General features: G+C 71.1%; 21 protein-coding genes and 2 pseudogenes. 11 read left to right on the top strand and 12 right to left on the bottom strand.

Annotated features, from left to right (window positions below; all coding sequences use genetic code 11):
- The first annotated feature begins 97 nt into the window (after positions 1 to 97).
- The 3 genes and pseudogenes from MTF69_RS36120 to MTF69_RS43595 all read left to right on the top strand — a co-directional run bounded on the left by MTF69_RS36120 (position 98) and on the right by MTF69_RS43595 (position 1,200).
- On the top strand, positions 98 to 340 hold the full coding sequence (locus MTF69_RS36120; protein ID WP_243340610.1) for a hypothetical protein: 243 nt from the start codon (positions 98 to 100) through the stop codon (positions 338 to 340).
- A gap of 81 nt (positions 341 to 421) precedes the next feature.
- A complete protein-coding gene (locus MTF69_RS43600) occupies positions 422 to 718 on the top strand; it encodes a helix-turn-helix transcriptional regulator (RefSeq protein ID WP_308401495.1) in 297 nt (98 codons plus the stop codon).
- A pseudogene (locus MTF69_RS43595) lies at positions 693 to 1,200 on the top strand (DUF5753 domain-containing protein). The gene MTF69_RS43600 and the pseudogene MTF69_RS43595 overlap by 26 nt, the downstream one beginning before the upstream one ends.
- Before the next feature lie 210 nt (positions 1,201 to 1,410).
- Here the strand turns inward: MTF69_RS43595 and MTF69_RS43590 are convergent.
- Positions 1,411 to 2,895 carry a recombinase family protein gene (locus tag MTF69_RS43590; protein ID WP_243340609.1) on the bottom strand — a complete coding sequence of 495 codons (1,485 nt, stop codon included), beginning with the start codon at positions 2,893 to 2,895 and terminating at the stop codon, positions 1,411 to 1,413.
- A 48-nt stretch (positions 2,896 to 2,943) separates the two neighbouring features.
- Between MTF69_RS43590 and MTF69_RS36105 the strand changes: the two are divergent.
- The 3 genes and pseudogenes from MTF69_RS36105 to MTF69_RS36095 form a co-directional block, all read left to right on the top strand.
- Positions 2,944 to 3,039, top strand: a pseudogene (locus MTF69_RS36105) (peptide-methionine (S)-S-oxide reductase); the annotation flags it as partial.
- A gap of 138 nt (positions 3,040 to 3,177) precedes the next feature.
- Entirely contained in the window at positions 3,178 to 3,531 is a 354-nt protein-coding gene (locus MTF69_RS36100; RefSeq protein ID WP_243340701.1) for a DUF6247 family protein, read from the top strand.
- A gap of 73 nt (positions 3,532 to 3,604) precedes the next feature.
- Entirely contained in the window at positions 3,605 to 4,102 is a 498-nt protein-coding gene (locus tag MTF69_RS36095) for an SRPBCC family protein (protein ID WP_243340608.1), read from the top strand.
- Positions 4,103 to 4,166: 64 nt separating this feature from the next.
- Here the strand turns inward: MTF69_RS36095 and MTF69_RS36090 are convergent, their stop codons facing one another.
- Complete coding sequence (locus MTF69_RS36090) at positions 4,167 to 5,213, bottom strand: NAD(P)-dependent alcohol dehydrogenase (protein WP_243340607.1); 1,047 nt, start codon at positions 5,211 to 5,213, stop codon at positions 4,167 to 4,169.
- A gap of 239 nt (positions 5,214 to 5,452) precedes the next feature.
- Here MTF69_RS36090 and MTF69_RS36085 point away from each other — a divergent pair, with 239 nt between their 5' ends.
- Positions 5,453 to 6,421: a helix-turn-helix transcriptional regulator gene (locus tag MTF69_RS36085; protein WP_243340606.1), complete on the top strand. Its 969-nt coding sequence runs from the start codon at positions 5,453 to 5,455 to the stop codon at positions 6,419 to 6,421.
- 25 nt (positions 6,422 to 6,446) lie between these two features.
- Here the strand turns inward: MTF69_RS36085 and MTF69_RS43170 are convergent, their stop codons facing one another.
- The 5 genes from MTF69_RS43170 to MTF69_RS36050 form a co-directional block, all read right to left on the bottom strand.
- Positions 6,447 to 7,436 carry a GNAT family N-acetyltransferase gene (locus MTF69_RS43170; protein WP_279346702.1) on the bottom strand — a complete coding sequence of 330 codons (990 nt, stop codon included), beginning with the start codon at positions 7,434 to 7,436 and terminating at the stop codon, positions 6,447 to 6,449.
- A 34-nt stretch (positions 7,437 to 7,470) separates the two neighbouring features.
- Entirely contained in the window at positions 7,471 to 8,148 is a 678-nt protein-coding gene (locus MTF69_RS36065; RefSeq protein WP_243340605.1) for an ABC transporter ATP-binding protein, read from the bottom strand.
- A 136-nt stretch (positions 8,149 to 8,284) separates the two neighbouring features.
- On the bottom strand, positions 8,285 to 9,808 hold the full coding sequence (locus MTF69_RS36060; RefSeq protein WP_243340604.1) for an ABC transporter permease: 1,524 nt from the start codon (positions 9,806 to 9,808) through the stop codon (positions 8,285 to 8,287).
- Between the two features lie 160 nt (positions 9,809 to 9,968).
- Complete coding sequence (locus MTF69_RS36055) at positions 9,969 to 11,252, bottom strand: Ig-like domain-containing protein (RefSeq protein ID WP_243340603.1); 1,284 nt, start codon at positions 11,250 to 11,252, stop codon at positions 9,969 to 9,971.
- Between the two features lie 116 nt (positions 11,253 to 11,368).
- A complete protein-coding gene (locus tag MTF69_RS36050) occupies positions 11,369 to 11,653 on the bottom strand; it encodes a hypothetical protein (RefSeq protein WP_243340602.1) in 285 nt (94 codons plus the stop codon).
- A 164-nt stretch (positions 11,654 to 11,817) separates the two neighbouring features.
- Here MTF69_RS36050 and MTF69_RS36045 point away from each other — a divergent pair, with 164 nt between their 5' ends.
- On the top strand, positions 11,818 to 12,108 hold the full coding sequence (locus tag MTF69_RS36045) for an LPXTG cell wall anchor domain-containing protein (protein ID WP_243340601.1): 291 nt from the start codon (positions 11,818 to 11,820) through the stop codon (positions 12,106 to 12,108).
- Between the two features lie 126 nt (positions 12,109 to 12,234).
- On the opposite strand, the gene hutH is transcribed toward MTF69_RS36045, so the two are convergent.
- From hutH to MTF69_RS36030, 3 genes are all read right to left on the bottom strand, one after another.
- Positions 12,235 to 13,776, bottom strand: a complete 1,542-nt coding sequence (gene hutH / locus MTF69_RS36040; RefSeq protein WP_243340698.1) for a histidine ammonia-lyase — start codon at positions 13,774 to 13,776, stop codon at positions 12,235 to 12,237.
- Positions 13,777 to 14,212: 436 nt separating this feature from the next.
- Positions 14,213 to 15,331: a sensor domain-containing diguanylate cyclase gene (locus MTF69_RS36035; RefSeq protein WP_243340600.1), complete on the bottom strand. Its 1,119-nt coding sequence runs from the start codon at positions 15,329 to 15,331 to the stop codon at positions 14,213 to 14,215.
- A gap of 191 nt (positions 15,332 to 15,522) precedes the next feature.
- Positions 15,523 to 16,323, bottom strand: coding sequence for an enoyl-CoA hydratase/isomerase family protein (locus MTF69_RS36030; protein ID WP_243340599.1), 801 nt, complete (start codon positions 16,321 to 16,323; stop codon positions 15,523 to 15,525).
- 152 nt (positions 16,324 to 16,475) lie between these two features.
- Here MTF69_RS36030 and MTF69_RS36025 point away from each other — a divergent pair, with 152 nt between their 5' ends.
- Positions 16,476 to 17,732, top strand: a complete 1,257-nt coding sequence (locus MTF69_RS36025) for a transposase (RefSeq protein WP_243340598.1) — start codon at positions 16,476 to 16,478, stop codon at positions 17,730 to 17,732.
- On the opposite strand, the gene MTF69_RS36020 is transcribed toward MTF69_RS36025, so the two are convergent.
- Positions 17,716 to 18,948, bottom strand: a complete 1,233-nt coding sequence (locus MTF69_RS36020; protein ID WP_279346701.1) for an adenylate/guanylate cyclase domain-containing protein — start codon at positions 18,946 to 18,948, stop codon at positions 17,716 to 17,718. The genes MTF69_RS36025 and MTF69_RS36020 overlap by 17 nt on opposite strands.
- 136 nt (positions 18,949 to 19,084) lie before the next feature.
- Positions 19,085 to 19,963, bottom strand: a complete 879-nt coding sequence (locus MTF69_RS36015) for a biotin--[acetyl-CoA-carboxylase] ligase (protein ID WP_243340597.1) — start codon at positions 19,961 to 19,963, stop codon at positions 19,085 to 19,087.
- A 131-nt stretch (positions 19,964 to 20,094) separates the two neighbouring features.
- Between MTF69_RS36015 and MTF69_RS36010 the strand changes: the two genes are divergently transcribed.
- Together MTF69_RS36010 and MTF69_RS36005 are read left to right on the top strand one after the other, a co-directional pair.
- Positions 20,095 to 21,690 (top strand): acyl-CoA carboxylase subunit beta, encoded by a 1,596-nt coding sequence (locus tag MTF69_RS36010; RefSeq protein ID WP_243340596.1) that lies wholly within the window; start codon positions 20,095 to 20,097, stop codon positions 21,688 to 21,690.
- Between the two features lie 19 nt (positions 21,691 to 21,709).
- On the top strand, positions 21,710 to 21,919 hold the full coding sequence (locus MTF69_RS36005) for an acyl-CoA carboxylase subunit epsilon (protein WP_243340595.1): 210 nt from the start codon (positions 21,710 to 21,712) through the stop codon (positions 21,917 to 21,919).
- Positions 21,920 to 22,028: the final 109 nt, after the last annotated feature.

Genomic DNA, 22,028 nt, shown 5'->3' with positions numbered 1-22,028 from the left:
CGTGACCTGTGCGCACCGGTCTCCTGACAGGACTGTGATCAACAAGCACAGGTTGAGCGGCCAAACAGCCCAAAGGGCTCATTACGCCAACAGTGGCATGTCATACACCATCACACCGGGTGGCTCCCAAACTCACCGCCCAAACCAGTGGCTCCCGAAATCCCCGTCGTACCGGCTCTCCTGCAACCCGCTAGAAACAACCCCACCGCAACCGGCTCGGGAGCGTGGCTACGTCATCACCGACCCCGAGCGGCTGGCTCAGCTCGACCTGCCCGAGGGCGAGACCGCCGTCGTGGTCCTGGCCGCGGTGCTGGAGGAGCACTTCCGTGCTCAACGGTGAGGAGTTGGGCCGTCTCTTCGAGACCTTCGAGCGGACCGCCTGCGGGCGCTGCGCGATGCATCCGGACTCACGGGTGACGCAGTGGCCCGCAGGGCTTCCATGTCTGCCGGGAAGCTCTCGAAGATCGAGACGGGCAAGGTACGACCGACCGTCCAGGACGTGGACTTGGTCCTCACCGCCACAGGCGTGAGCAGGGAAGTCAAGGCGGAGTTCCTCGCAGCCGCCCGCGCTGAAGCCACCGAGGCCACCGCATGGCGTCTGCTGCGCCGCATGGGCCCGTGGAAGCACCAGAAGACCATCCGGGCCATCGAGGCCGGCACCACCACGCTCAGGGCTCTTCCAGGGACAGCTCATCCCCGAACTCCTCCAGACGCCTGAGTACGCCTCCGCCGTCTTCTCCCTGCCTCCGGCCCTGCCGGAGGAGGCCATGGCCAAGACCGCGGCGGCCCACCTCGAACGGCAGTCCGTCCTGTACGAGCCAGGCCGGTCCTTCCGCTTCCTGATCTGCGAGCACGTACTCCGGTGGCGCATCAGCGAGCCCGTGGTCATGGCTCGACCGGCTCGTATCCGTGTCCCGTCTGCCCAATGTCTCGCTGGGTGTCGTGCCTTCCGACCGCCGTATGCCCGACTTCCTCATGACCTGCTTCAGCCTCCGCGACGACCGGCTCGTCATCGTGTCGACGTTCCACTCCGAGGTCACCACCCGCGACCCGAAGGACGTCCAGCTCTACCTCGACACCTTCGAACGGTTCGCCGCGGTGGCCGTCTACGGCGACGCCATGAGAGCCCTGGTCGCGGGCATTCGGGACGGGTTCTTGCCCCAACAGGAAAGGTCCCAGCACGAACTGCTCAGCGGGTGAAGCATCAGCGGTGCCGACACCCGAGGGAGGGAATCCCAGTGAGCAGCCCCAGCACCACGATGGACCCGCCGGTTCAACTGTCCCTCCTCCGCACACCCCTGCGCCTGCGCCGGGCTGCGGCGTGTGCGCCGCAGCGGTAGTCCGGACCCGCAAGACATACGAAGGGGCACTAGCCAGACGGCGGTGCCCCACTCCGTTTCCACTACCCCGTCAGTCCCGCCACTTCGGGACCAGCAGGTCAGGGTTGAACGGGCGCCGACCTCCGCCTCCCACTGGCAGCACGATCACCGCGTGCAACGCTTCCCTGATCAGGGCACGCTTCTGCGCCAGGTCCAGCCTGCCCGAGGTCCAACGTTCGCGTACGTCGCCAGTGACTTCGGCGGCCCGCTGCCGGCTCAGGGCGTGACGTGTCCTGTCCGCGCGGAGTTCCTTGACACGCGCTTCCATCTTCTGGTTCTCGGGGAAGAACAGCTCATCCGAGACCTGGTCTTCCTGCCACGCCTGGAGCAGCTTGCGCTGCTTGGCCATCAGGCGGCCCAGCTCTTCCTCCCCTCCCCACAGCTCGTCGGTGTGCGTCGACCTGGCCGCCCTCTCTTCCAGCTTGGCAAGTACGGCCTCCGTGATGAATTCATCGATCTTGGCGCCGTTCCGTCCGGTGCCCCCACACCCGCCCATTTCTTTACTGGGGCACTGGTAGAGATATCCCCCGGAGAGGTCCGCTCGCACGGTTGCCCGAAGGGGCGAATTGCAGATCTGCTCATCCTCGCGAGGCTTTCCGCATCGAAGGATTCCCGTCAGCAGGTACGAGGGGGTCCGGTAGTCCGTGACCGATCCGTCAGCCTTCATGTTGGGGCCGACGCGGGCAGAGAAGATGGCGTCGATGGCCATCCATTCCTTGGGAGTGATGACGGGCTCCCAGCGACCCACAACGGGCACACCGTTGGCGTCACGCACCAGCTCGCCGTTGTGCTTCCGCCAGCCGCACAGCCGCGGGTTCCACAGCGCGAGCTTGAGCGAGCGGCTCGCCCATTCCTTGTCGTTGATCGTGCGGACGCTGGCCTCCCGCCACTCGCGGAGGATTGAGTGCAGGGACTTGCCCGCGATCACCTCGCGGGCGCCCTTCGCCAGCCACGCCGCCTCCTCGGGCTCCAGTGTGAGCTTGTCGTCCTGCCAGCCGAAGGGGCGCTTCCCGCCCACCGGGATGCCCAGCTCCGCGCGAGCGCGGTGTGAGCGGCGCGCCCGCCGCTGCATCTTGCGGACCTCCATCTTGGAGATGACGACGCCGAAGAGCCCCATGGACTCCACGTCCTCGCTGTAGAGGTTCTTCGACCCTTTGGCGTCGGCGTAGAGCCGTCCTTCCTCGTATGTGAGCGCGTCCACGAACCGCTCGTAGTCGCCCGCACGGCGCGTTAGCCGGTCGTCCGCGACCACGATGACGCCGCGTACGGGCTGCCCGTCCGGCATATGGCCCGACTTGAGCGCCTTCACCATGGCCTCGAAGTCCGGTCGCACCACCGCCGCCTTGGCCGCCGACAGGTCGTTGTCGGTGTAGCGGTGCACGATTGTCCAGCCGAGACGGGCCGCCGTCTCGCCGTTCACCTTGTGCTGGTCCTCGACGCCGTGACCGTCCCTGGCCGTGTCGGCGGAGATACGCGCGTACGAGACAACCGGGATCACCGGTGCCGCTTCGTTCACTTCCCACCCCTTTACGAAGAGTCACTAATTCCACGCAAAGAGAAGTGGTACCACAAGCAGTACCTCGACAAGAATCCGGGCTACTGCGGCATCGGCGGCACGGGCGTCTCCTGTCCGATCGGCGTGGCCCGCGCCGACGGCTGACGGCGCACCGCGCCCGCGCGGGCAGGGGCGTGGGCGGCTGGGCTTCCGGCCCATCCGTTCACCCCTTCGGGTGGGAACCCGGGCAATGCCCTGGGTACGCTGGCGCCGGGGCCCAGAATCTCGCGCATGGGAGCAACCGTGACCACAGCCGCCGCCGGGCAGCCGCTCATCCCGCAACCGCCAGCCACTGTGACCGCGCTGCGGCAGGCCGTCGCCCAGATCTCCCCCGTGGCACTGCCCGCGTTCACCCGGGAGCTCGACCAGGCGGCGGACCAGTCCCGGCAGGCGTGCGACCTGGCCCCCTTGCAGCGGTTCATCGCCCAGTGGGCGGCGTTCGTGTTCATCCAGCGCCAGCCGCACCTGGCTGCGGAGCTGCGGCGCTGGGAGGACACGGCGACCGGCGGCGACGCCGAACAGACCCGGCGCGCTGCCGCCGAGATCGGCAGGATCCTCGACGCGGCCCACACGGCCCTCGCGGGCCTGCGGCCGTGACCTTGTCCCTCCGTTCGACTCCCTGTAGCCGTCGGCGCATGCTCGGAGGTGGGGCTCCAGCTGGAGGTGCGCGATGACGCTGTCGGAGATCACGGAGAGTGTGCACGTGGATGCCTCGCCGGACGAGGTGTGGGCGGTCGTGACGGACGTACGGCGGCACACCGAGTTCGCTGGGCCGAAGAGCATCACCAAGGGGATCGAGTTCGCGGGTCCGCTGGAGGTCGGGACGCGCTGGATGGCCCACGAGAAGTTCGGGCCGTCGAGGTTCGACGCGCCGTCGAAAGTGACGGTGGTCGACCGTGGGCACGACTTCGGGTGGGTCTCGTTCCCTCCAATGAAGGAGGAGAAGCGCGGGGCGGGTGGCCGCGCGTACTGGGACTACCACCTGGAGCCCGAGGACGGCGGCACCCGCCTGTCCCACCACATGCGGGTGGAGGAGCCGGCCAAGGGCGCGCTGTCGCTGAAGGCGATGTACAAGGTGCTGAACCTGCCCAAGAAGCAGCGCGCCGCCATCCTCACCACACTCGGGAACGTCAAGGAGGCCGCGGAGCACCCGCACCCCACTCGGTGAGCGGCAGCGGCAGCGGCAGCGGCAGCGGCGGCGGCAGCCGCAGCCGCAGCCGCACCGCGCTCGGTCAGATCGTCGACGTGTCGATGACGAAGCGGTAGCGGACGTCGCCCGACTGGACGCGCTCGTAGGCCTCGTTGACCTCATCGGCGCGGATCAGCTCGATGTCCGCACCGAGCCCGTGCTCCGCGCAGAAGTCGAGCATCTCCTGCGTCTCGGCGATCCCGCCGATCATCGAGCCGGCCAGGGTCTTGCGGCCGCCGATGACGGAGAACAGGTTCAGCGAGACCGGCTCCTCCGGGGCGCCGACGTTGACCAGGGCCCCGTCCACCTTGAGCAGGCCCAGGTAGGCGTCGAGGGCGAGCGGCGCGGAGACGGTCGACACGATCAGGTCGAAGCGGCCGGCCAGCTCCGTGAAGGTGGCCTCGTCGCTCGTCGCGTAGAAGTGGTCGGCGCCCAGCTTCAGCCCGTCCTCCTGCTTGCGCAGGGTCTGGGAGAGGACGGTGACCTCCGCGCCGAGCGCATGGGCGATCTTGACGCCCATGTGGCCGAGGCCGCCGAGGCCGACGACCGCGACCTGCTTGCCGGGGCCGGCCTGCCAGTGCTTCAGCGGGGAGTACAGGGTGATGCCGGCGCACAGCAGCGGGGCGGCGACGTCGAGGGCGAGGCCGTCGGGGATGCGGACGGTGTAGTTCTCGTCGACGACGACGTGCGTGGAGTAACCGCCGTACGTGGGCTCGCCGTTCTTGTCGAGGGAGTTGTACGTGCCGGTCATGCCCTTGACGCAGAACTGCTCCTGCCCGGCGAGGCACTGCTCGCACTCGCGGCAGGAGTCGACGAAGCAGCCGACGCCCACGCGGTCACCGACCGCGAACTTGGTGACGTCGGGGCCGACTTCGGTGACGACACCGGCGATCTCATGGCCCGGGACCATGGGGTAGATGCCCTCGCCCCACCCATCGGTGACCTGGTGGATGTCGGAGTGGCAGATGCCGGCGAACTTGATGTCGATGAGGACGTCGTGCGCGCCGACCGGACGGCGCGGGACGGTGATGCGCTCCAGCGGGGCCTTGGGCGCGGGAGCGGCGTAGGCGGCGACCTGGGTGACGGACACGGTGGGACTCCTCGGAGGACTGTGGTGCGGGGACCTGCGGTGCGGGGACCCGCGGTGCGGTTCTGCGGTGCGGGGTCCTACGGTGCGGTTCTGCTGTGCGGTTCTGCTGTGTGTTCACAGCCTGCACGCCCCCGCCCCGGACACCCATCCCCCTGCCCTGCCTAGGTCTGGCAGACCTACCCTTGGCGGGGTCAGGCTCCCGCCCCCGGACTGCGCCCCCGCGCGGTGATACTGGGGTAATGGACCAGCTTGATCAACGAGCCGAGCTCGGCGAGTTCCTGCGCTCCCGGCGCGCCCGGCTGCGCCCCGAGGACGTCGGCCTGCCCGACTACGGGCGCCACCGCCGGGTCCCCGGCCTGCGCCGCGAGGAGCTGGCGCAGCTGGCCGGGGTGTCGGTCGCGTACTACACGCGCCTCGAGCAGGGCCACGGCCAGAACGTGTCGGCGGAGATCCTCGACGCCATCGCGCGGGCCCTGCGCCTGGACGGCACGGAGCGCGCGCACCTGAGCCGCCTGGCCGGCCCCAAGCCCCGCAAACGCCGCCAGGCCCCGCGCCCCCAGCAGGTCCGGCCGGAGCTGCGGAGCCTGCTGGACGCGATGGACGGCGTACCGGCGTACCTGGTCGGGCGGCGCCAGGACGTCATCGGCTGGAACCGGCTGGCGGCGGCGGTCTTCGGCGACTTCGGGAAGCTCCCGGCGCAGGAGCGCAACCTGGTGCGGCTGGTGTTCCTGGACCCGGCGACGGCGGAGCTGTACGCGGAGTGGGAGTGCCGGGCGTGCGAGGTGGTGAGCAATCTTCGCGTGTACGCCGGGCAGTTCCCGGACGACGAGCGGCTGTCCGCGCTGGTCGGTGAACTGTCCGTCAAGAACGAGGAGTTCCGCAGGCTGTGGGCGGCCCACACGGTGGCGGACAACAAGACGCACGGCGTGAAGCGACTGCGCCACCCGCTGGTCGGCGAGCTCCAGCTCTCCTTCGAGACCCTGGCCCTCCCGGACGACCCGGCGCAGTTCCTGGTCACCTACCACGCGACCCCGGGCTCCCCCTCGGCCGACGCCCTCAGCCTCCTCGCCTCCTGGTCCGCGTCACCGACCACCCCCGACCGGGACCAGGACGAAGACCGGGACCAGGACCAGGACCGGGACCAGGACCAGGCCCAGGAGGATGGCCGGAACCACGCCCCGGGCTCCGTCGAGGAATCCGCTCCGTAGGACACCCGCCGGCAGGGACCCCCGGCTAGAGCTTCAACTGGAAGTACCCGAGCCCGCGTTCGCGCCGGTAGCCCAGGGCCGCGTTGACCGCGAGCATCGGGGTGTTGTCGTCCGCCACCGAGGTGGCGATGGTGCGCAGGTCCGGGTGGCGGGTCGCCGCCTCGGCGAGCATGCGGAGCTTGACCGCGCGGCCGAGGCCGTGGCCCCGGTGGGCGGGGACCACCACGGTGTCGTACTGGAGCGCGCGCGGGCCGGCCGGGTCGGAGAGGACCAGTTCCGTGTAGGCCGCCACCTCGCCGTCCGGGGTGACGGCGGCGACCGTGGTCAGGGCGCCTCCCCGGTCCAGGATCTTGCGGTGGGCCGCGTGCAGGCGCTCCGCCGTCCAGGTCTGGGTCTGCTGGTCCAGCTCCCCGCTCGGCGCGTCCTCCATCGCCCCGTGGGCGAGGGCCACGGCCTGAGCCCAGTCGTCGGGCACCAGCCCCGGCCAGCAGTGCAGCTCGTAGCCGGCCGGGGTGGTCGCAGCCCCTCCCCCCGCGGCCTGCGCCGCCTGAGCCCCCTGCACCCACCGCGCCTCCCGCACGTCCTGCACGTACCAGGCCATCGGCAGGACGTTCTCGAAGCCCACGGACTCGGCGAACGCCTGCCCCGGACCGCCCAGGTCCACCTCCGCCGCGACCGAGGTCCGGCCGTCCGCGAGCAGCTCCTCGCGGACCCGCGCCCACAGGGCCGCTCCCGCGCCGCGGCGCCGCGCGTCGGGCCGTACGGTCAGCTCCTCCAGGAACGCCGTGTGGTCGTTGGCTCCGTCGGTGAACAGGACCAGGGAGGCGACGGCGTCGTCCGTCGCCCAGTGCACCGAGCGCCCCCGCGCCGAGGGCACCCGCAGCGCTCCGGCCACCTCCGTGCGGGAGGGCGGCGGAGTCCCCGGCAGGTCTGCCGTCCGGGCCGCGGCCAGGACGGCCCACCAGTGGTCGATTTCGGTGTCGGTCGGGGGCACGGAGAGCGCGGTGATCGTCATGCTCCGGACCCTAAACCGGAGCACGGCGGCGCGCTCAGGCGTTTTCGGTGACGGTCACCTTCCCCCGGCGGATCGTCGCCACCCGCGGAGCCCTCTTCGCGAGCGCGCTGTCGTGGGTGACCATGACGAAGGTCAGGCCGTGCTCCTTCCACAGCCCTTCGAGCAGTTCCATGACCTCGTCGCGCATGGACTCGTCGAGGTTGCCGGTCGGCTCGTCGGCCAGCAGTACCTTCGGCCGCTTCACCAGCGCCCGCGCGATGGCCACGCGCTGCTGCTGGCCGCCGGACATCTCCCCGGGCAGGTGGCCCATCCGCTCGCCGAGGCCCACGGAGCCCAGCGCCTCGGCGGCCCGGTCACGCCGCTCGCGGGCCTTCAGCCCGAGCGGGACGAGGGCCGTCTCGACGTTCTCCTGGGCGGTGAGCGTCGGGATCAGGTTGAAGGACTGGAACACGAAGCCGATGCTCTCCGCACGGACCCGGGTGAGGCGGGATTCGGAGACCGTGGCGAGGTCGAGTCCGTCGAGGACGATCTGTCCCGCCGTCGGGCGGTCCAGGGCGCCGAGCATCTGCAGCAGGGTGGACTTGCCACCGCCGGTGGGCCCCTGGATGACGAGCCGGCCGCCGTCCTCGATGGTCAGGTCGACGCCGGCGAGCGCGTCGATGGATTCCTTGCCGCGCTGGTAGCGCTTGGTGACACCGGTGAGCTGGTACATCTCTGGTTCGTTCCCTCGGGTTGCGGGGCGGTGGGACGGGCGGGCGTGCAAGCGGGCAGGCGCACGAAGCGCACGAGGCATGCGCACAGACATGCACACAGACGTACGAACGGCCGTACGAGCCTGCGGCCGCGGGCTATTCGACGCGACGCAGGGCATCCGCCGGCCTCAGCCGGGAAGCGCGCCAGCCGCCGAAGCCGCCTGCGATCAGTCCGCCCGCGACGGCGAGCGCGACGGCCAGGCCGATGGTGGAGAGCGAGACGGGCGCGGTGAGCGCGATGTCGAGGGCCTTGCCGGCGCCCTGCTGCGCGGAGCGCATCATCCCGCCCCCGCCGCCCCCGCCGCCGGGACCCTGGAGCCGGCCGGCGCCGCCCGCGAGCTGCGCGGTCAGCTGCGGGCTGATCGCGGTGATGGCGTACGCGGCTCCGAGCCCGAGGCCAATGCCGAGCGCCCCGCCGATGAGGCCGTTGACCAGGGCCTCGCCGGCGACCTGGCCGGTGACGCGGCCGCTCTTCCAGCCGAGCGCCTTGAGCGTGCCGAACTCGCGGACGCGCCGGGACACGGCCGAGGAGGTCAGCAGACCGGCGACGAGGAAGGCGGCGAGGAGGACCGCGTACGAGAGCCACGTGCCGACGGTGGAGGCGAGCGAGGCGGCGGTGGAGAGCGACCCGGAGACGGTGTCGGCGAGGTCGGCCGAGGTGGTGACCGTGGTGTCCGGGACGTTCTTCTGGATGGCCTGCTTGACGGAGCCGATCGCCTGGGAGTCCTCGGCCTGGACGTAGACCGTGGTGATCTTGCCGGGGGTTCCGGCGAGCGTCTGGGCCTGCTCGAGCGGTACGTAGACGTTGGCGGCCGCGTCGCCGCTGTCGGCGGTGGCGATCCCGATCACCTTGAACTTGGCGTTCTTGATGGTGATTTCGGAGTCGACGGCGAGCTTGTTCTTCGTGGCGTAGGCACTGTCGACGACGGCGACGGCCGCATCGGTCTCGCCGGCCGCGAAGGTACGGCCCGAGGTGATCTTGGAGGTGGTGAGCGGGCCCAGCTCGGGCCGGGTGACGTCCGCGCCGTAGACGGAGAAGGAGTTGACGTCGAAGTCGGCGCCGCCGCCCTCGACCGTACCGCCCGTACCGCCCGTACCCGCGGTACCGCCCGCGCCGCCGCCGGTGGCGCCGGTGGCGCCCGGCTTGGTGGCCGCGCCGGTGCCCGCCTCGCCCTCCGCACGCTTGAACTCGCCGCGCTTGAACTGCCCGTTGACCTTCATCACCTGGAGGCTGAGGCCGCCGACGGCCTGCGCGACGCCGGCCTGGCCGGACACCTTGTCCACGGTCGCCGCGTCGAGGGTCTGGAAGCCCTGCGGCATCACGAGGTCGCTGCTCTGCTCGGCCTCGGCGTCCTCCTCGTCCGCGCCCTTCGCGTCGAACTGGAACCGGGGCCGGGTCGCGGTCTCGCCCTCGGCCGGCGGGGTCTGGGCCTTGGTGACGGTCATGTCCGTGCCGAGGCCGTAGAGCGACTGGAGGACCTTGCCCTGGGCCTGCGCCATGCCCGCCGAGACGGAGGTGACGACGATGACGAGGGCGATGCCCAGCGCGAGTCCGGAGGCGACGACGAGCGCCGCCTTCCTGCGGCGGCGCAGCTCGCGCCGGAGATAGGTGAAGAACATGCGGCCGAAAGTAGGCAGCACCCGTGACGGCCGGATAAGCCGTCCATAAGAGTCGAATGAGAACGCGAACTCACAGGTGACACACAGACGGACGGCGGGGAGCCCCCTGGTCGGGGCTCCCCGCCGTCCGTAACGGGGTTCAGCTGTCGTTATCGGCGCGTCAGACGGCCGAGCCGGCCTTCCACTCTGCCCAGCCCATGTTCCAGCCGTTGAGGCCGTTGTCCGGCTTGATGGTCTTGTCCGGGGAGTTGACGACCGTGACGACGTCTCCGATGAGGGAGTTGTCGTAGAACCAGGCCGCGGGCTGGCTCGGGTCGTTCGCGCCCTTGGCGTCGTTCAGGCCGACGCAGCCGTGGCTGGTGTTGGCGCTGCCGAAGACCGAGTCCGCACCCCAGTAGTTGCCGTGGATGAAGGTGCCGGAGGTCGACAGGCGCATCGCGTGCGGTACGTCCTTGATGTCGTACTCGCCCTTGCCGTCGTCGTCCGTGAAGCCGACGGTGGCGCCGTTCATCCGGGTCTCCTTGAACTTCTCGGAGATCACCATCTGGCCGTTGTACGTCGGGTTCGCCGGGGCGCCCGCCGAGATCGGGATGGTCTTGAGGACCGCGCCGTCCCGGGTGACCGTCATCTTCTTGCTCTTCGCGTCGACCGTGGAGACCTGGCTCCGGCCGATCTTGAAGGTGACGGTCTTGCTCTGCACGCCCTGGATGCCCGGGCCGCCCTGGACCCCGTCCAGCGCCAGCTTCAGGGTGACGGTGGAACCGGCCTGCCAGTACTTCTCCGGGCGGAAGTCCAGCCGCTGCGTGCTGAACCAGTGGCCCACGACCTCCTGGCCGCTGCTGGAGGTGACCGTGATGGCCGCCTGGACGGCCTTCTTGTCCTTGATGGACTTGTCGAAGGTGATCGAGACCGGCATGCCCACGCCGACGGTCTGGCCCGCGTCCGGGATGAAGGAGCCCACGAAGCTGTTCTGCGGGGAGACGGTGGTGAAGGAGGCGTTCTCGTGCGCCTCGCGGCCCGCCTCGTCCTTCGCGGTCGCCGACAGGGCGTACTTGGTCGAGCGCTTCAGCGCGCCGTCCGGCTTCCAGCTCTTGCCGTCGGCGGCTATCTTGCCCGGTACCTTCGTGCCCTCGGAGCTCTTCAGCTCGACCTGGGTGAGCGTGCCGTCACTGACGGCCACGTTGGCCGCGTCGTTCAGGCCGACGTTGGTGGCGCCGTCCTTGGGCGTGATGGCTATCTTGGCCTTGGAGGCGTCCTTCGCCGCGGCCGCGTCCACGTCCGCCTGGGACTTGGCCGATGCCTCCCCGCTGGCCTTCGGCGTCTTGCCGCCGCCGTCGTCGTCGCCACCGCATCCCGCGAGCACCAGTACGCCGCCGAGTACGGCGGATATGGCCACCAGGGACCTTCTCCGCCGCTTGCTGTCCGTCCTCACACGCCACTCCATCGTTGCCGGAACCCCGAACTCCCCGGGCAGGGGGCATGACCCCCCTGCCTCGTCCTGACAACGCATTACACCCCGAGGTGCTGCCACATTCCGTTCGAATGTGGTCAACCCCACCGTCAGGCGTTGTCAGTCTCTTCGTCGAGCTCCCCATCTTCCTCGTCGAGGTCCCACTCCATGGACTCGGGGTCGTATTCCACGGGCTCGCTGCTCCAGGAGGCCTGCGCGAGCTCCACGCCGGGAATCTCCGCGACCAGGTCAGTGGGGTCCACGAGGTAGGCGAGAGCCTCCGATTCGTCCTCCCGGACGGCCGCCTCGGCGTGGCCGCGCTCCTCGTCCGGCATGAACTCGTCGGCCTTGATGTGGGCGAGGGCGGCTCCGGTGAGCGCGTCGACGTCCGGCACTTCAAGTACCAAATCAACCCGAAGGCGTACGTATCGTGAGGTCTCAGAAGGGTTCATACGACGGAGAGTAATCCCGCGGCAGCCCCGACTTTCCCACGACCCGCCCCTTTCCGTAGCATCACCGCACGGGGCCAATTCGCTGCTGCCACAAGGGGGATCGCACCGTGTCCGCACGCCGATCAACACTCACCGCTCTCGGAGCGACCACCCTCCTCGCCGCCCTGTGGTTCGTCCCCTCGGCGGGGGCCACCGCGCCCGAGCACGCCAAGGCCGCCTCCGGCGCACCGGCCGCCGCGAACACCCGGGTCCAGGCCGCCTCCGCGCCCGGACCCACCCTCGAGCTCGCCGACACGGGCGGCGTGGACACCACGCCCTACCTGCTCGGCGGCACGCTCTTCCTGGGCGCCGGGGCCGGCTTCGTGGCCTTCTCCGTACGCCGCTCGCGCACGGCGTAACGGCCACCGGCACGCGAAAGGGTGCGGACCCGGGGATGTCCCCGGATCCGCACCCTTTCGCGTACTCACGTACTCACGTACTCGCGTACTCGCCTACTCGCCTACTCGCCTACTCGAACCTTGACCTCAGGCGAGGGGGCCGGTGACGGCCTCGACGGCGTCCACGAGTGCCCCCGAACGGACGAAGGCGTCCGCGGCGGCCAGGTCCGGCGCGAGGAAACGATCCGGCCCGGGACCCTCCACACCCGCCGCACGCGCCGCGGCGATGGCGGCCCGGCTGGCCGGCGCCGGGGTGAGCCCGTGGCGCAGCTCGATGGCGCGGGTGGCCGCGTACAGCTCGATCGCGACGATCCGGGTGAGGTTGTCGACGGCGGTACGGAGCTTGCGCGCGGCCGACCAGCCCATCGAGACGTGGTCCTCCTGCATGGCGGAGGACGGGATCGAGTCGGCGGATGCCGGGACCGCGAGCCGCTTCATCTCACTCACGAGTGCGGCCTGCGTGTACTGGGCGATCATGAGCCCGGAGTCCACGCCGGCGTCGTCCGCGAGGAACGGCGGCAGACCGTGGCTGCGGTTCTTGTCGAGCAGCCGGTCGGTGCGCCGCTCGGCGATCGACCCCAGGTCCGCGGCGGCGATGGCCAGGAAGTCCAGGACGTACGCGACCGGGGCGCCGTGGAAGTTTCCGTTGGACTCCACGCGCCCGTCGGGCAGCACGACCGGGTTGTCGACGGCGGAGGCCAGCTCGCGGGAGGCGACGAGGGCGGCGTGCGCCATGGTGTCGCGGCCCGCGCCGGCGACCTGCGGGGCGCAGCGCACGGAGTAGGCGTCCTGGACGCGCGGGGCGGACTCCTCCTGGAAGTGCCCGGTGAGCCCGGAGCCCTTCAGGACGGCGGCCATGTTCGCGGCGGAGGCACCCTGGCCGGGGTGCGGGCGGATGGCGTGCAGCTCGGGCTGGAGCACCTTCTCGGTGCCGAGCAGCGCCTCCAGCGTCAGCGCGGCGGTGATGTCGGCGGAGGTGTACAGCTTGCCGAGGTCGGCCAGGGCCATGACCAGCATGCCGAGCATGCCGTCGGTGCCGTTGAGGAGGGCGAGGCCCTCCTTCTCGCGGAGCTCGACGGGGGCGATCCCGGCCTCGGCGAGCAGCTCCCCGGCGGGCCGCACGGTCCCGTCGGGACCCTCCGCGTCACCCTCGCCCATCAGCGCGAGCGCGCAGTGCGAGAGCGGGGCGAGGTCTCCCGAGCAGCCCAGCGAGCCGTACTCGTGCACGACGGGGGTGATCCCGGCGTTGAGCACGTCGGCCATCGTCTGCGCGACGGACGGCCGGACGCCGGTGTGCCCGGAGGCGACGGTCTTCAGCCGCAGGAACATCAGCGCACGCACGACCTCGCGCTCGACGCGCGGGCCCATGCCGGCGGCGTGCGAGCGGACGATGTTGCGCTGGAGCTGCGCGCGCAGCTCGGGGCTGATGTGCCGGGAGGCGAGCGCCCCGAACCCGGTGGACACCCCGTAGACGGGCTCGGGCTTCGCGGCGAGCGCTTCCACGATCTCGCGGGCCCGTCCGAGGGCGGCGACGGCTTCACCGGAAAGCTCGACGCGGGCGTTGCCGCGGGCGACCGCGATGACGTCTTCGGCGGTGGTCCCGGACGTTCCCACCACGACAGTGTGCATATCCATATTCAGCAGCCTACGGACTGAATCCCTTCATGTCACCCCTTCCGTGCGCCGCTCGCGCGGTGCGGCCCTGGCGGGCCTTACCGGCTTCGCCCCGCTGCGCCGGGCACCTCTTCGACGCACCCCTCGCGCGGTGCGGCCCTGGCGGGCCTTACCGGCTTCGCGCCGCTGCGCCGGACTCCGTCCGGCGGTGGCCGGGCGGGGTTGCCGCCACTGCCGCCTCGGGCGGGGGCCGGTGGGCGGGTGCGGCTGGTCCGGCCCTGCGGGGCGAGGTCCCCTACCCACCCTTCGCCCGTTCCCCGGGGCTGCACCCCGGACCCGATGCCGGGGGCTCGCCCCCGACCCCCTCGCCTCAAACGCCGGCGGGGCTGGATTCCCCCCAGCCTGGGGGGCACCGCCCCAGACGGCGGGGTCGCGGGCGGCCGGGCGGCGGCTACGTCCGGCCCCGGAACCGCCGCCGCTCCCCCGGACCCCCGGGCTCCGCGTCGGCGAGCCGGACCACCGCCGTGTCCCGCCCCGCCACCACCGGCTTCACCGACCGCGCCGCCTTCGCCTTGTACTGCGCCGCATCCGCCAGCCGGAACAACCGCCGCGAGGATTTCACCGGCCCGATGGGATCCCCCGTAGAGGCGACCCCGCAGGCGACCCCCTCCCCCAGCTCCAGCTCGGCGGCCCGCAGGCACACCTCCTCGGTGACCCGTACCACCTCGTCCGCCGAAGGCCCCACGCTGACCAGGCAGAACTCGTCCCCGCCCAGCCGCGCGACCAACGCACCCGGCAGCATCGCCCCGCACAGGCTGAGCACGGAGCCGAACCGTTCCAGCAGCCGGTCGCCCATCGCGTGGCCCAGGGTGTCGTTGACCTTCTTCAGGCCGTTCAGATCGCAGACGACCAGACTCACCACGACGTCGGCCCCACCCCGCCGGTGCTCCTCCAGCGCCTCGTCGAGCCGCATGTCCACGGCCCGCCGGTTGGCCAGCCCGGTCAGCGGGTCGGTGAAGGCGAGCCGCCGGGCCTCCTCCAGCCGGTCGCTCTGCGCCAGCCCGGCCGCGATCACCGCCGCGAGCACGGTCGCAAACTCCGCGTCGTCCTCGTCGAAGTCCGCCATGCCCTCGTCCCGGGCCACGTACAGCTCGCCCCAGGCCCGCCCGCTCAGCACGATCGGGGCGACCACGCACGTGCCGCGCCCGCGCCGCCGCAGCGCCTCGCCCCGGCGTCCCGGCCGGTCTCCGACCGCGCTGTCCACCCAGGCGTGGGGGCCGCCCCCGCCGACCCAGCGCTCGTGCAGGAACTCAGTGATCTCGGGGAAATCGTGCACGGGGTACGACTCGTCCTCGGGGAACTCCTCCTCCCCGTCCCGGCGCTCCCCCTCGTTCACGAGCACCCGCAGGCGCCCCCGCTCCCGCTCCCACGCGGAGATCGCGGCGAATGATCCGTCCATCGCCAGCCTCGCCCCGCGCGCGGCGGCCCGCACACTGTCCCGCGGCGCGCACGCGGCCGCCATGGCCTGCGCGAGGCCCACAACGGCTCGAAGCCGCCCGTCAACACCCATCACCCCAGGTTAGGGAGTTTTGTCCGATTTAGTGACAATTGGCGCGACATTCGGTGGCATCAAGATCACACCCGGTCACGACCGGAGACCCACCCGGACCAACGGGCGGACGCCCAGGGCGCGCCCCAAGCGCCCCCAGGAACACCGGGAACACCTGGCACACCTGGCACACCGGGCGCACCCGGGACGCCTCACACCCCGGGCCACTCCGGCTTCCGCTTCTCGTTGAACGCCGCCACGCCCTCGGCCCGGTCGCCCGAGAAGGCCACCGTCCGCCACGCCGCGTCCTCGATCTCCAGCCCGGCCGTCAGGTCCATGCCGTGCCCCAGCCGCAGCGCCCGCTTCGCGGCCCGCAGTCCGACCGGGGAGTTCGCCGCCATCGCCGCCGCCATCGCCAGGGCGGCCTCACGGTCCGACCCCGCCGGCACCACCGAGTCCACCAGCCCCAGGTCCAGGGCCTCCGCGGCCTCCACCCGGCGGGCGGTGAAGATCAGCTCCGCGGCCCGCGCCGCCCCCACCCGCCTCGGCAGCAGCTGCGTGCCGCCACCGCCCGGGATCACCCCGACCGAGACCTCGGGCAGCCCGACGACGGCCGTCTCGTCGGCCACGATGACGTCGCAGGCCAGGGCCAGCTCGAAGCCGCCCCCCAGCGCGAACCCGTGCACCGCCGCGATCACCGGCATCGGAAGCTCCAGCACTCCCCCGTACGCGCCCCGCGTGGTCGGCCGCTGCCGCAGCAGCTCGGCGTCCGAGAAGGAGTTGCGCTCCTTGAGGTCCGCGCCCACGCAGAACGCCCTCTCGGCGGTCGAGGAGAGCACGACGACCCGTACCGACGGGTCGGCGGCCAGCTCCGCGCACGCGGCGCCGATGCCCCGCGCCATCTCGGTCGACACGGCATTCATCGCCTTGGGCCGATCGAGCACCAGCTCGGCGACGCGCCCGTCGCCTTCGCGACGTACCGCGGTGAACTCTCCGAAGCGCTGCTCCGACATCCCTGGCCCCTCCAAGTTAACGACCGTTATCGCCAGACTCTAGTGTGCAGAGCGGCTCAGAAGGAGACCCCAAGCAAACCAATTCTCCGCAGGAAGCACCCCTTTACGAACATCGCCCCAAAGCTCACGATGCCGCCCCTACGGTCACCACCGTGCAGCTGCGCTACAACTACCGCCTGTACCCGGATTCCGCCCAGCGCCAGTCGCTGGCGCAGGCCTTCGGGTGCGCGCGCGTGGTGTGGAACGACTGTCTGCGTGATCGCCGTCAGGCACGCGCAGCAGGCTTGCCGTACGTGACATCGGCCGAGCTGTCGCGCAAGCGCATCACAGAGGCCAAGCGCACCGAGGAGCGCGGCTGGCTCGCCGATGTGTCGGCTGTCGTTCTCCAGCAATCGCTACGGGATCTCGATGCGGCCTTCAAGAACTTCTTCGACTCGGCCAACGGGAAGCCCAAGGGCCGCAAGGTTGGCCCTCCCGGCTTCAAGTCACGCAAGGACGCACGGCAGTCCATACGCCTCACCACGAATGCGTTCGTGGTGCGTGGCAATGGCACGATCTACCTGGCCAAGATCGGCAACGTCAAGATCCGATGGTCCCGAGCCCTGCCTGCGCCTGCGACATCCCTCTCCGTGGTCATGGATGCCTGCGGCCGCTATTTCGCGAGCTTCGTGGTGGAAACCGAGCCGGACATCCTGCCGACGGTGGAGAGCGAGGTCGGCATTGACCTCGGCCTCACGACCTTCGCCGTCCTCTCCGACGGCACGAAGATCTCCTCGCCGAGGTTCCTACGGCGGGCGGAGAAGAAGCTCAAGCGGCTCCAGCGGGAGCTTTCCCGCAAGGTGAAGGGGTCGAGGAACCGGGCCAAGGCCCGGATCAAGCTCGCCCGGCAGCACGCCCGGGTGGCCGACCAGCGCAGGGACTGGCATCACAAGGCATCTACGCAGATCATCCGCGACAACCAAGCGGTGTACGCGGAAGACCTCGCGGTGTCCGCCCTGGGCCGCACGAGGCTGGCGAAATCCGTCCACGACGCCGGATGGGCACAGTTCGTCGGCATGCTGGAGTACAAAGCGGTCCGGCACGGCCGGTATTTCGGGAAGATCGGCCGGTTCGAACCGACCTCCCAGGTCTGCTCCGACTGTGGCATCAAGGACGGCCCCAAACCCCTCCACGTCCGTGAATGGACCTGTCAGGAGTGTGGGGCCGTCCACGACCGCGACGAGAACGCATCCAAGAACACCCTGGCCGCCGGACGGGCGGACAGGCTAAACGCCTCGCAGAGCGTGGAGAAGACCGGGACAGCCGTCCCGGCGCCACGCGATGAAGCAGGAAGCCTCCCAGACGGCCGACCGGCCGCGGCAGGAACCCCGGGCCTGCCGGCCCGGGGGCACGTCAACCGGGGATCTTAGGGCTCCGTCGCGTCAGCGACCAGGGCTCCACGACGCCCAGGCCGCGCACCGGGCGCTGGAACATCGGCTGGAGGGCGAAGCGGTAGGCGCCGCCGCCCTCCTCGTTCTCCGCTTCCTTCTCCGAGACCGGCGCCGCGCCCGTGCGGCCCAGTTCCTGGGCCATCGCGCCGTCCACCAGGACCGCGTCCTTCGGCGCTATCGAGGTCAGCCTCGAGGCCAGATTCACCGTGGTCCCGAAGACGTCGCCCATCCGGGTGGTCACCGTCCCGAAGGCGATGCCCACGCGCAGCTCCGGCATCTGCGGATCGGCTTCCATCGTCTCGATCAGCCGCAGCGCGATCTCCGCCGCCGTCGCCGCGTCGTCGGCGCAGTACAGCACCTCGTCGCCCAGCGTCTTGATCAGCCGGCCGCCGTGCGCCGCCACCAGGTCCGCCGAGGTCGTCTCGAAGGACTCGACCAGCTCGCCGAGCTCCTCCTCCTCCAGCCGCCGCGTCAGGCGCGTGAAGCCCACCAGGTCGGCGAAGCCCACCGCGAGGCGCCGGTCGACCATCTCCTCGTCGTCCGCCACCTGCACGACCCGTCCGGTCGCGGCCGCGAGCTGGCGCCGCCACACGTAGACGAGGAACTCCTCCAGCTCGGGCAGCAGCAGCTCGACCAGCGGGTACGTGACCTCCGTACGGGTCATCCCCGGTTCCGGCGGCTCCGTCAGGCCCTCCAGGAAGGAGTCGATCTGCCACTCCGCGAGCCGGGCCGTGGTCTGCCCGGTGGACCGAGCGACCTGGACCGCCATCGGCTCGCTCAGCAGCCCGGCCTCGACGAGGCCGGCGAGCCGGCGCAGCGCCAGTACGTCGGCCTCCGTCAGGGCCCTGGCCTGGCCGATGTCCGCGAAGCCCATCGCCCGCCAGAAGCGGGAGGCGAGCTCCATCGAGACCCCGGCGCTGCGGGCCGCCTGGAAGGGGGTGTACCGGCGCTCGGCGCCCAGGATCAGCTGTTCCAGGCGGATGGCGAGCGGGTCGGCCGTCGGCTGCGCCGTGTGGTCGACCTCGTGGTGGGGAGTGTGCTGCTCGCGCCCGATCGGCGTGGCATGGACTCCCGAGCCACCCGAACCACCCGAGCCACCCGAGCCGCCGGAGCCGCCCGCACCGCCCGTCGCCGTTCCGGGGGCCGGGGCGGGGGCGGGGGCGGGCGCGCTGGACTGAGGGTCGTCGACGGTCAAGGGCCGCCTCCTGTCCATTGCCGTGCGCACTGCCGAACCGGGTGATCACCGCGAGGACCGGGATCGCCTAAACCATACGGCAGGTGTGCCGTAGCTCACTCCCCTGCTCCGTCACCCGGGGCAGCTCACCGGCGGGCTACCGCACGGACCGCAGATGGACGACGTCCCCTGCCCCCACGGCCTCGTGCTTGTCCTCGGCCGTCCGCACGACGAGCCGTCCGTCGGCGTCCACCGCTTCGGCCGTCCCGGTGAGGGTGCGCCCGCCGGGCAGCTCGGCCCGCACGTGCTTGCCGAGCGTCGCGCAGCCCGCCGCGTACGTCTCCTGCAGACCGCTGGCCGCCGGATCGCCGCCGGCCGCGCGCCAGTTTCCGTACCACTGCTCCAGGGAGCGCAGTACGGCCCTGAGCAGCGGGTCCCGGTCGGTGACGGTGGCCTTGGCCAGGAGCAGCGACCCGGCGGTGTCCACCGGCAGCTCGGCGTCGGTCAGCGTCACGTTGAGCCCGATCCCGAGGACGACCCCGTCGGCCACGCGCTCGGCGAGGATCCCGCCGGTCTTGCGTTCCTCACCGTCCACGGTGACCAGCAGGTCGTTGGGCCACTTGAGGGCGGTGTCCACGCCGGCGGCGCGCGAGAGCCCGGTGGCGGTGGCCACCCCGGCCAGCAGCGTCAGCCAGCCCCACCGCTCCTGCGGCACCGAAGGCCCCGGCTTCAGGAGTACGGAGAAGAACAGCCCGGACCGCGCGGGCGCGACCCAGCTCCGGTCGAGCCTGCCCCGTCCGGCGGTCTGCTCCTCGGCGACGAGCACGGCCCCCTCGGGCAGCTGTGCGGCCCGCGCGGCGAGATCGCTGTTGGTGGACCCGGTGGAGTCCACCACCTCCAGCGAGCTCCACAGCCCCTCGCCGGTCACGAGGGTCCGCTGCAGCGCGGCACCGTTCAAGGGCGGCCGGTCCAGACTCGACCAACGGCCCGTGGAAGCTCCGGTCGAAGCCCCGCCTGATGCATCTGATGGCGTCATGCAACCCAGATTAGGTGTGTCAAACGCCGCACCGCCGAGCGCCATGCCCGCCGATACGCTACGCACCAGTAGCTAGTAAGAACCAAGTAAGTCACCAGGCAGTTGACACCACGCAGGGAGCCGCGACCCCGATGTCACAACCGTCAGAGCCGATCGACATGCACACCACCGCGGGGAAGATCGCGGATCTGCAGCGCCGCGTCGAGGAAGCCACGCACGCCGGATCCGGGCGGGCGGTGGAAAAGCAGCACGCCAAGGGCAAGCTGACGGCGCGTGAGCGGGTGGCCCTGCTGCTGGACGACGGGTCCTTCGTCGAGCTGGACGAGTTCGCCCGGCACCGCTCGACGAACTTCGGGCTGGAGAAGACCCGCCCGTACGGCGACGGCGTCGTCACCGGCTACGGCACCGTCGACGGGCGGCCCGTCGCTCTGTTCTCGCAGGACTTCACCGTCTTCGGCGGGGCGCTGGGCGAGGTCTACGGCCAGAAGATCATGAAGGTGATGGACTTCGCGCTGAAGACCGGCTGTCCGCTGATCGGCATCAACGACTCCGGCGGCGCCCGCATCCAGGAGGGCGTCAGCGCGCTCGGCATGTACGGCGAGATCTTCCGCCGCAACGTCCACGCCTCCGGGGTGATCCCGCAGATCAGCCTGGTCGTCGGCCCCTGCGCCGGCGGGGCCGTGTACTCCCCGGCCATCACCGACTTCACGGTCATGGTCGACCAGACCTCGCACATGTTCATCACCGGTCCCGACGTCATCAAGACCGTCACCGGCGAGGACGTCGGCTTCGAGGAGCTGGGCGGGGCGCGCACGCACAACAGCACGTCCGGCGTCGCGCACCACATGGCGGGTGACGAGAAGGACGCCATCGAGTACGTCAAGTCGCTGCTCTCCTACCTCCCGTCGAACAACCTCTCCGAGCCCCCGGCCTTCCCCGAGGAAGCCGACACCGAGGTCTCTTCGAGCGACCGCGAGCTCGACGTGCTCATCCCGGACAGCGCGAACCAGCCGTACGACATGCACAAGGTGATCGAGCACGTGCTCGACGACGCGGAGTTCCTGGAGACCCAGTCGCTCTTCGCGCCGAACATCCTCACCGGCTTCGGCCGCGTCGAGGGCCACCCGGTCGGGGTCGTCGCCAACCAGCCGATGCAGTTCGCCGGCTGCCTGGACATCGACGCCTCCGAGAAGGCGGCCCGGTTCGTGCGGACCTGCGACGCCTTCAACATCCCGGTGCTGACCTTCGTCGACGTGCCGGGCTTCCTGCCGGGCACCGACCAGGAGTACAACGGAATCATCCGGCGCGGCGCCAAGCTGATCTACGCGTACGCCGAGGCGACCGTCCCCCTGATCACCGTCATCACCCGCAAGGCCTTCGGCGGCGCCTACGACGTGATGGGCTCCAAGCACCTGGGCGCCGACCTGAACCTCGCCTGGCCGACGGCGCAGATCGCCGTCATGGGCGCGCAGGGCGCGGTCAACATCCTGCACCGCCGCGCGATCGCCGAAGCGGAGGAGGCCGGCACCGCCGAGGAGACCCGGGCTCGGCTCATCACCGAGTACGAGGACGCGCTGCTGAATCCGTACACGGCCGCCGAGCGCGGCTACATCGACGCGGTGACCATGCCGTCCGAGACCCGGGCGCACGTGGTGAAGGGGCTGCGGCAGCTGCGCACCAAGCGGGAGTCCCTGCCCCCGAAGAAGCACGGCAACATCCCGCTCTAGCCGGCACGAGGAGCTCACAGTGGTGATCAAGGTCGTCAAGGGGAACCCGACCCCCGAGGAGCTGGCCGCCGCACTGGCGGTGGTCCGAGCGCGCGCGGCGGCCCTCGCGTCGGAGCCGTCGGGCGCGGAGCGGGTGACCGACGCGTGGTCGGCGCCGGGCCGGGTGGCCCGGCGGACCCTGCCGCGCCCCGGGCCGGGCGCGTGGGGCCGTACGTACTGGCCCGCGTAGATGAAGATGGCGTGAAACGGCCGTGGGGGGGGGGGGCGCCCCCGCGGCGGCCCACCCCCCGGGGCGGGGGGCCGCGAGGCACATCCAGGGGGAGCCCCCCCGACCAGGC

Source organism: Streptomyces sp. AP-93 (genome assembly GCF_022808175.1).
GTDB lineage: Bacteria > Actinomycetota > Actinomycetes > Streptomycetales > Streptomycetaceae > Streptomyces.
The sequence above is the reverse complement of the archived record's forward strand: the minus strand, read 5'-3'. Positions and strand labels throughout refer to the sequence as shown.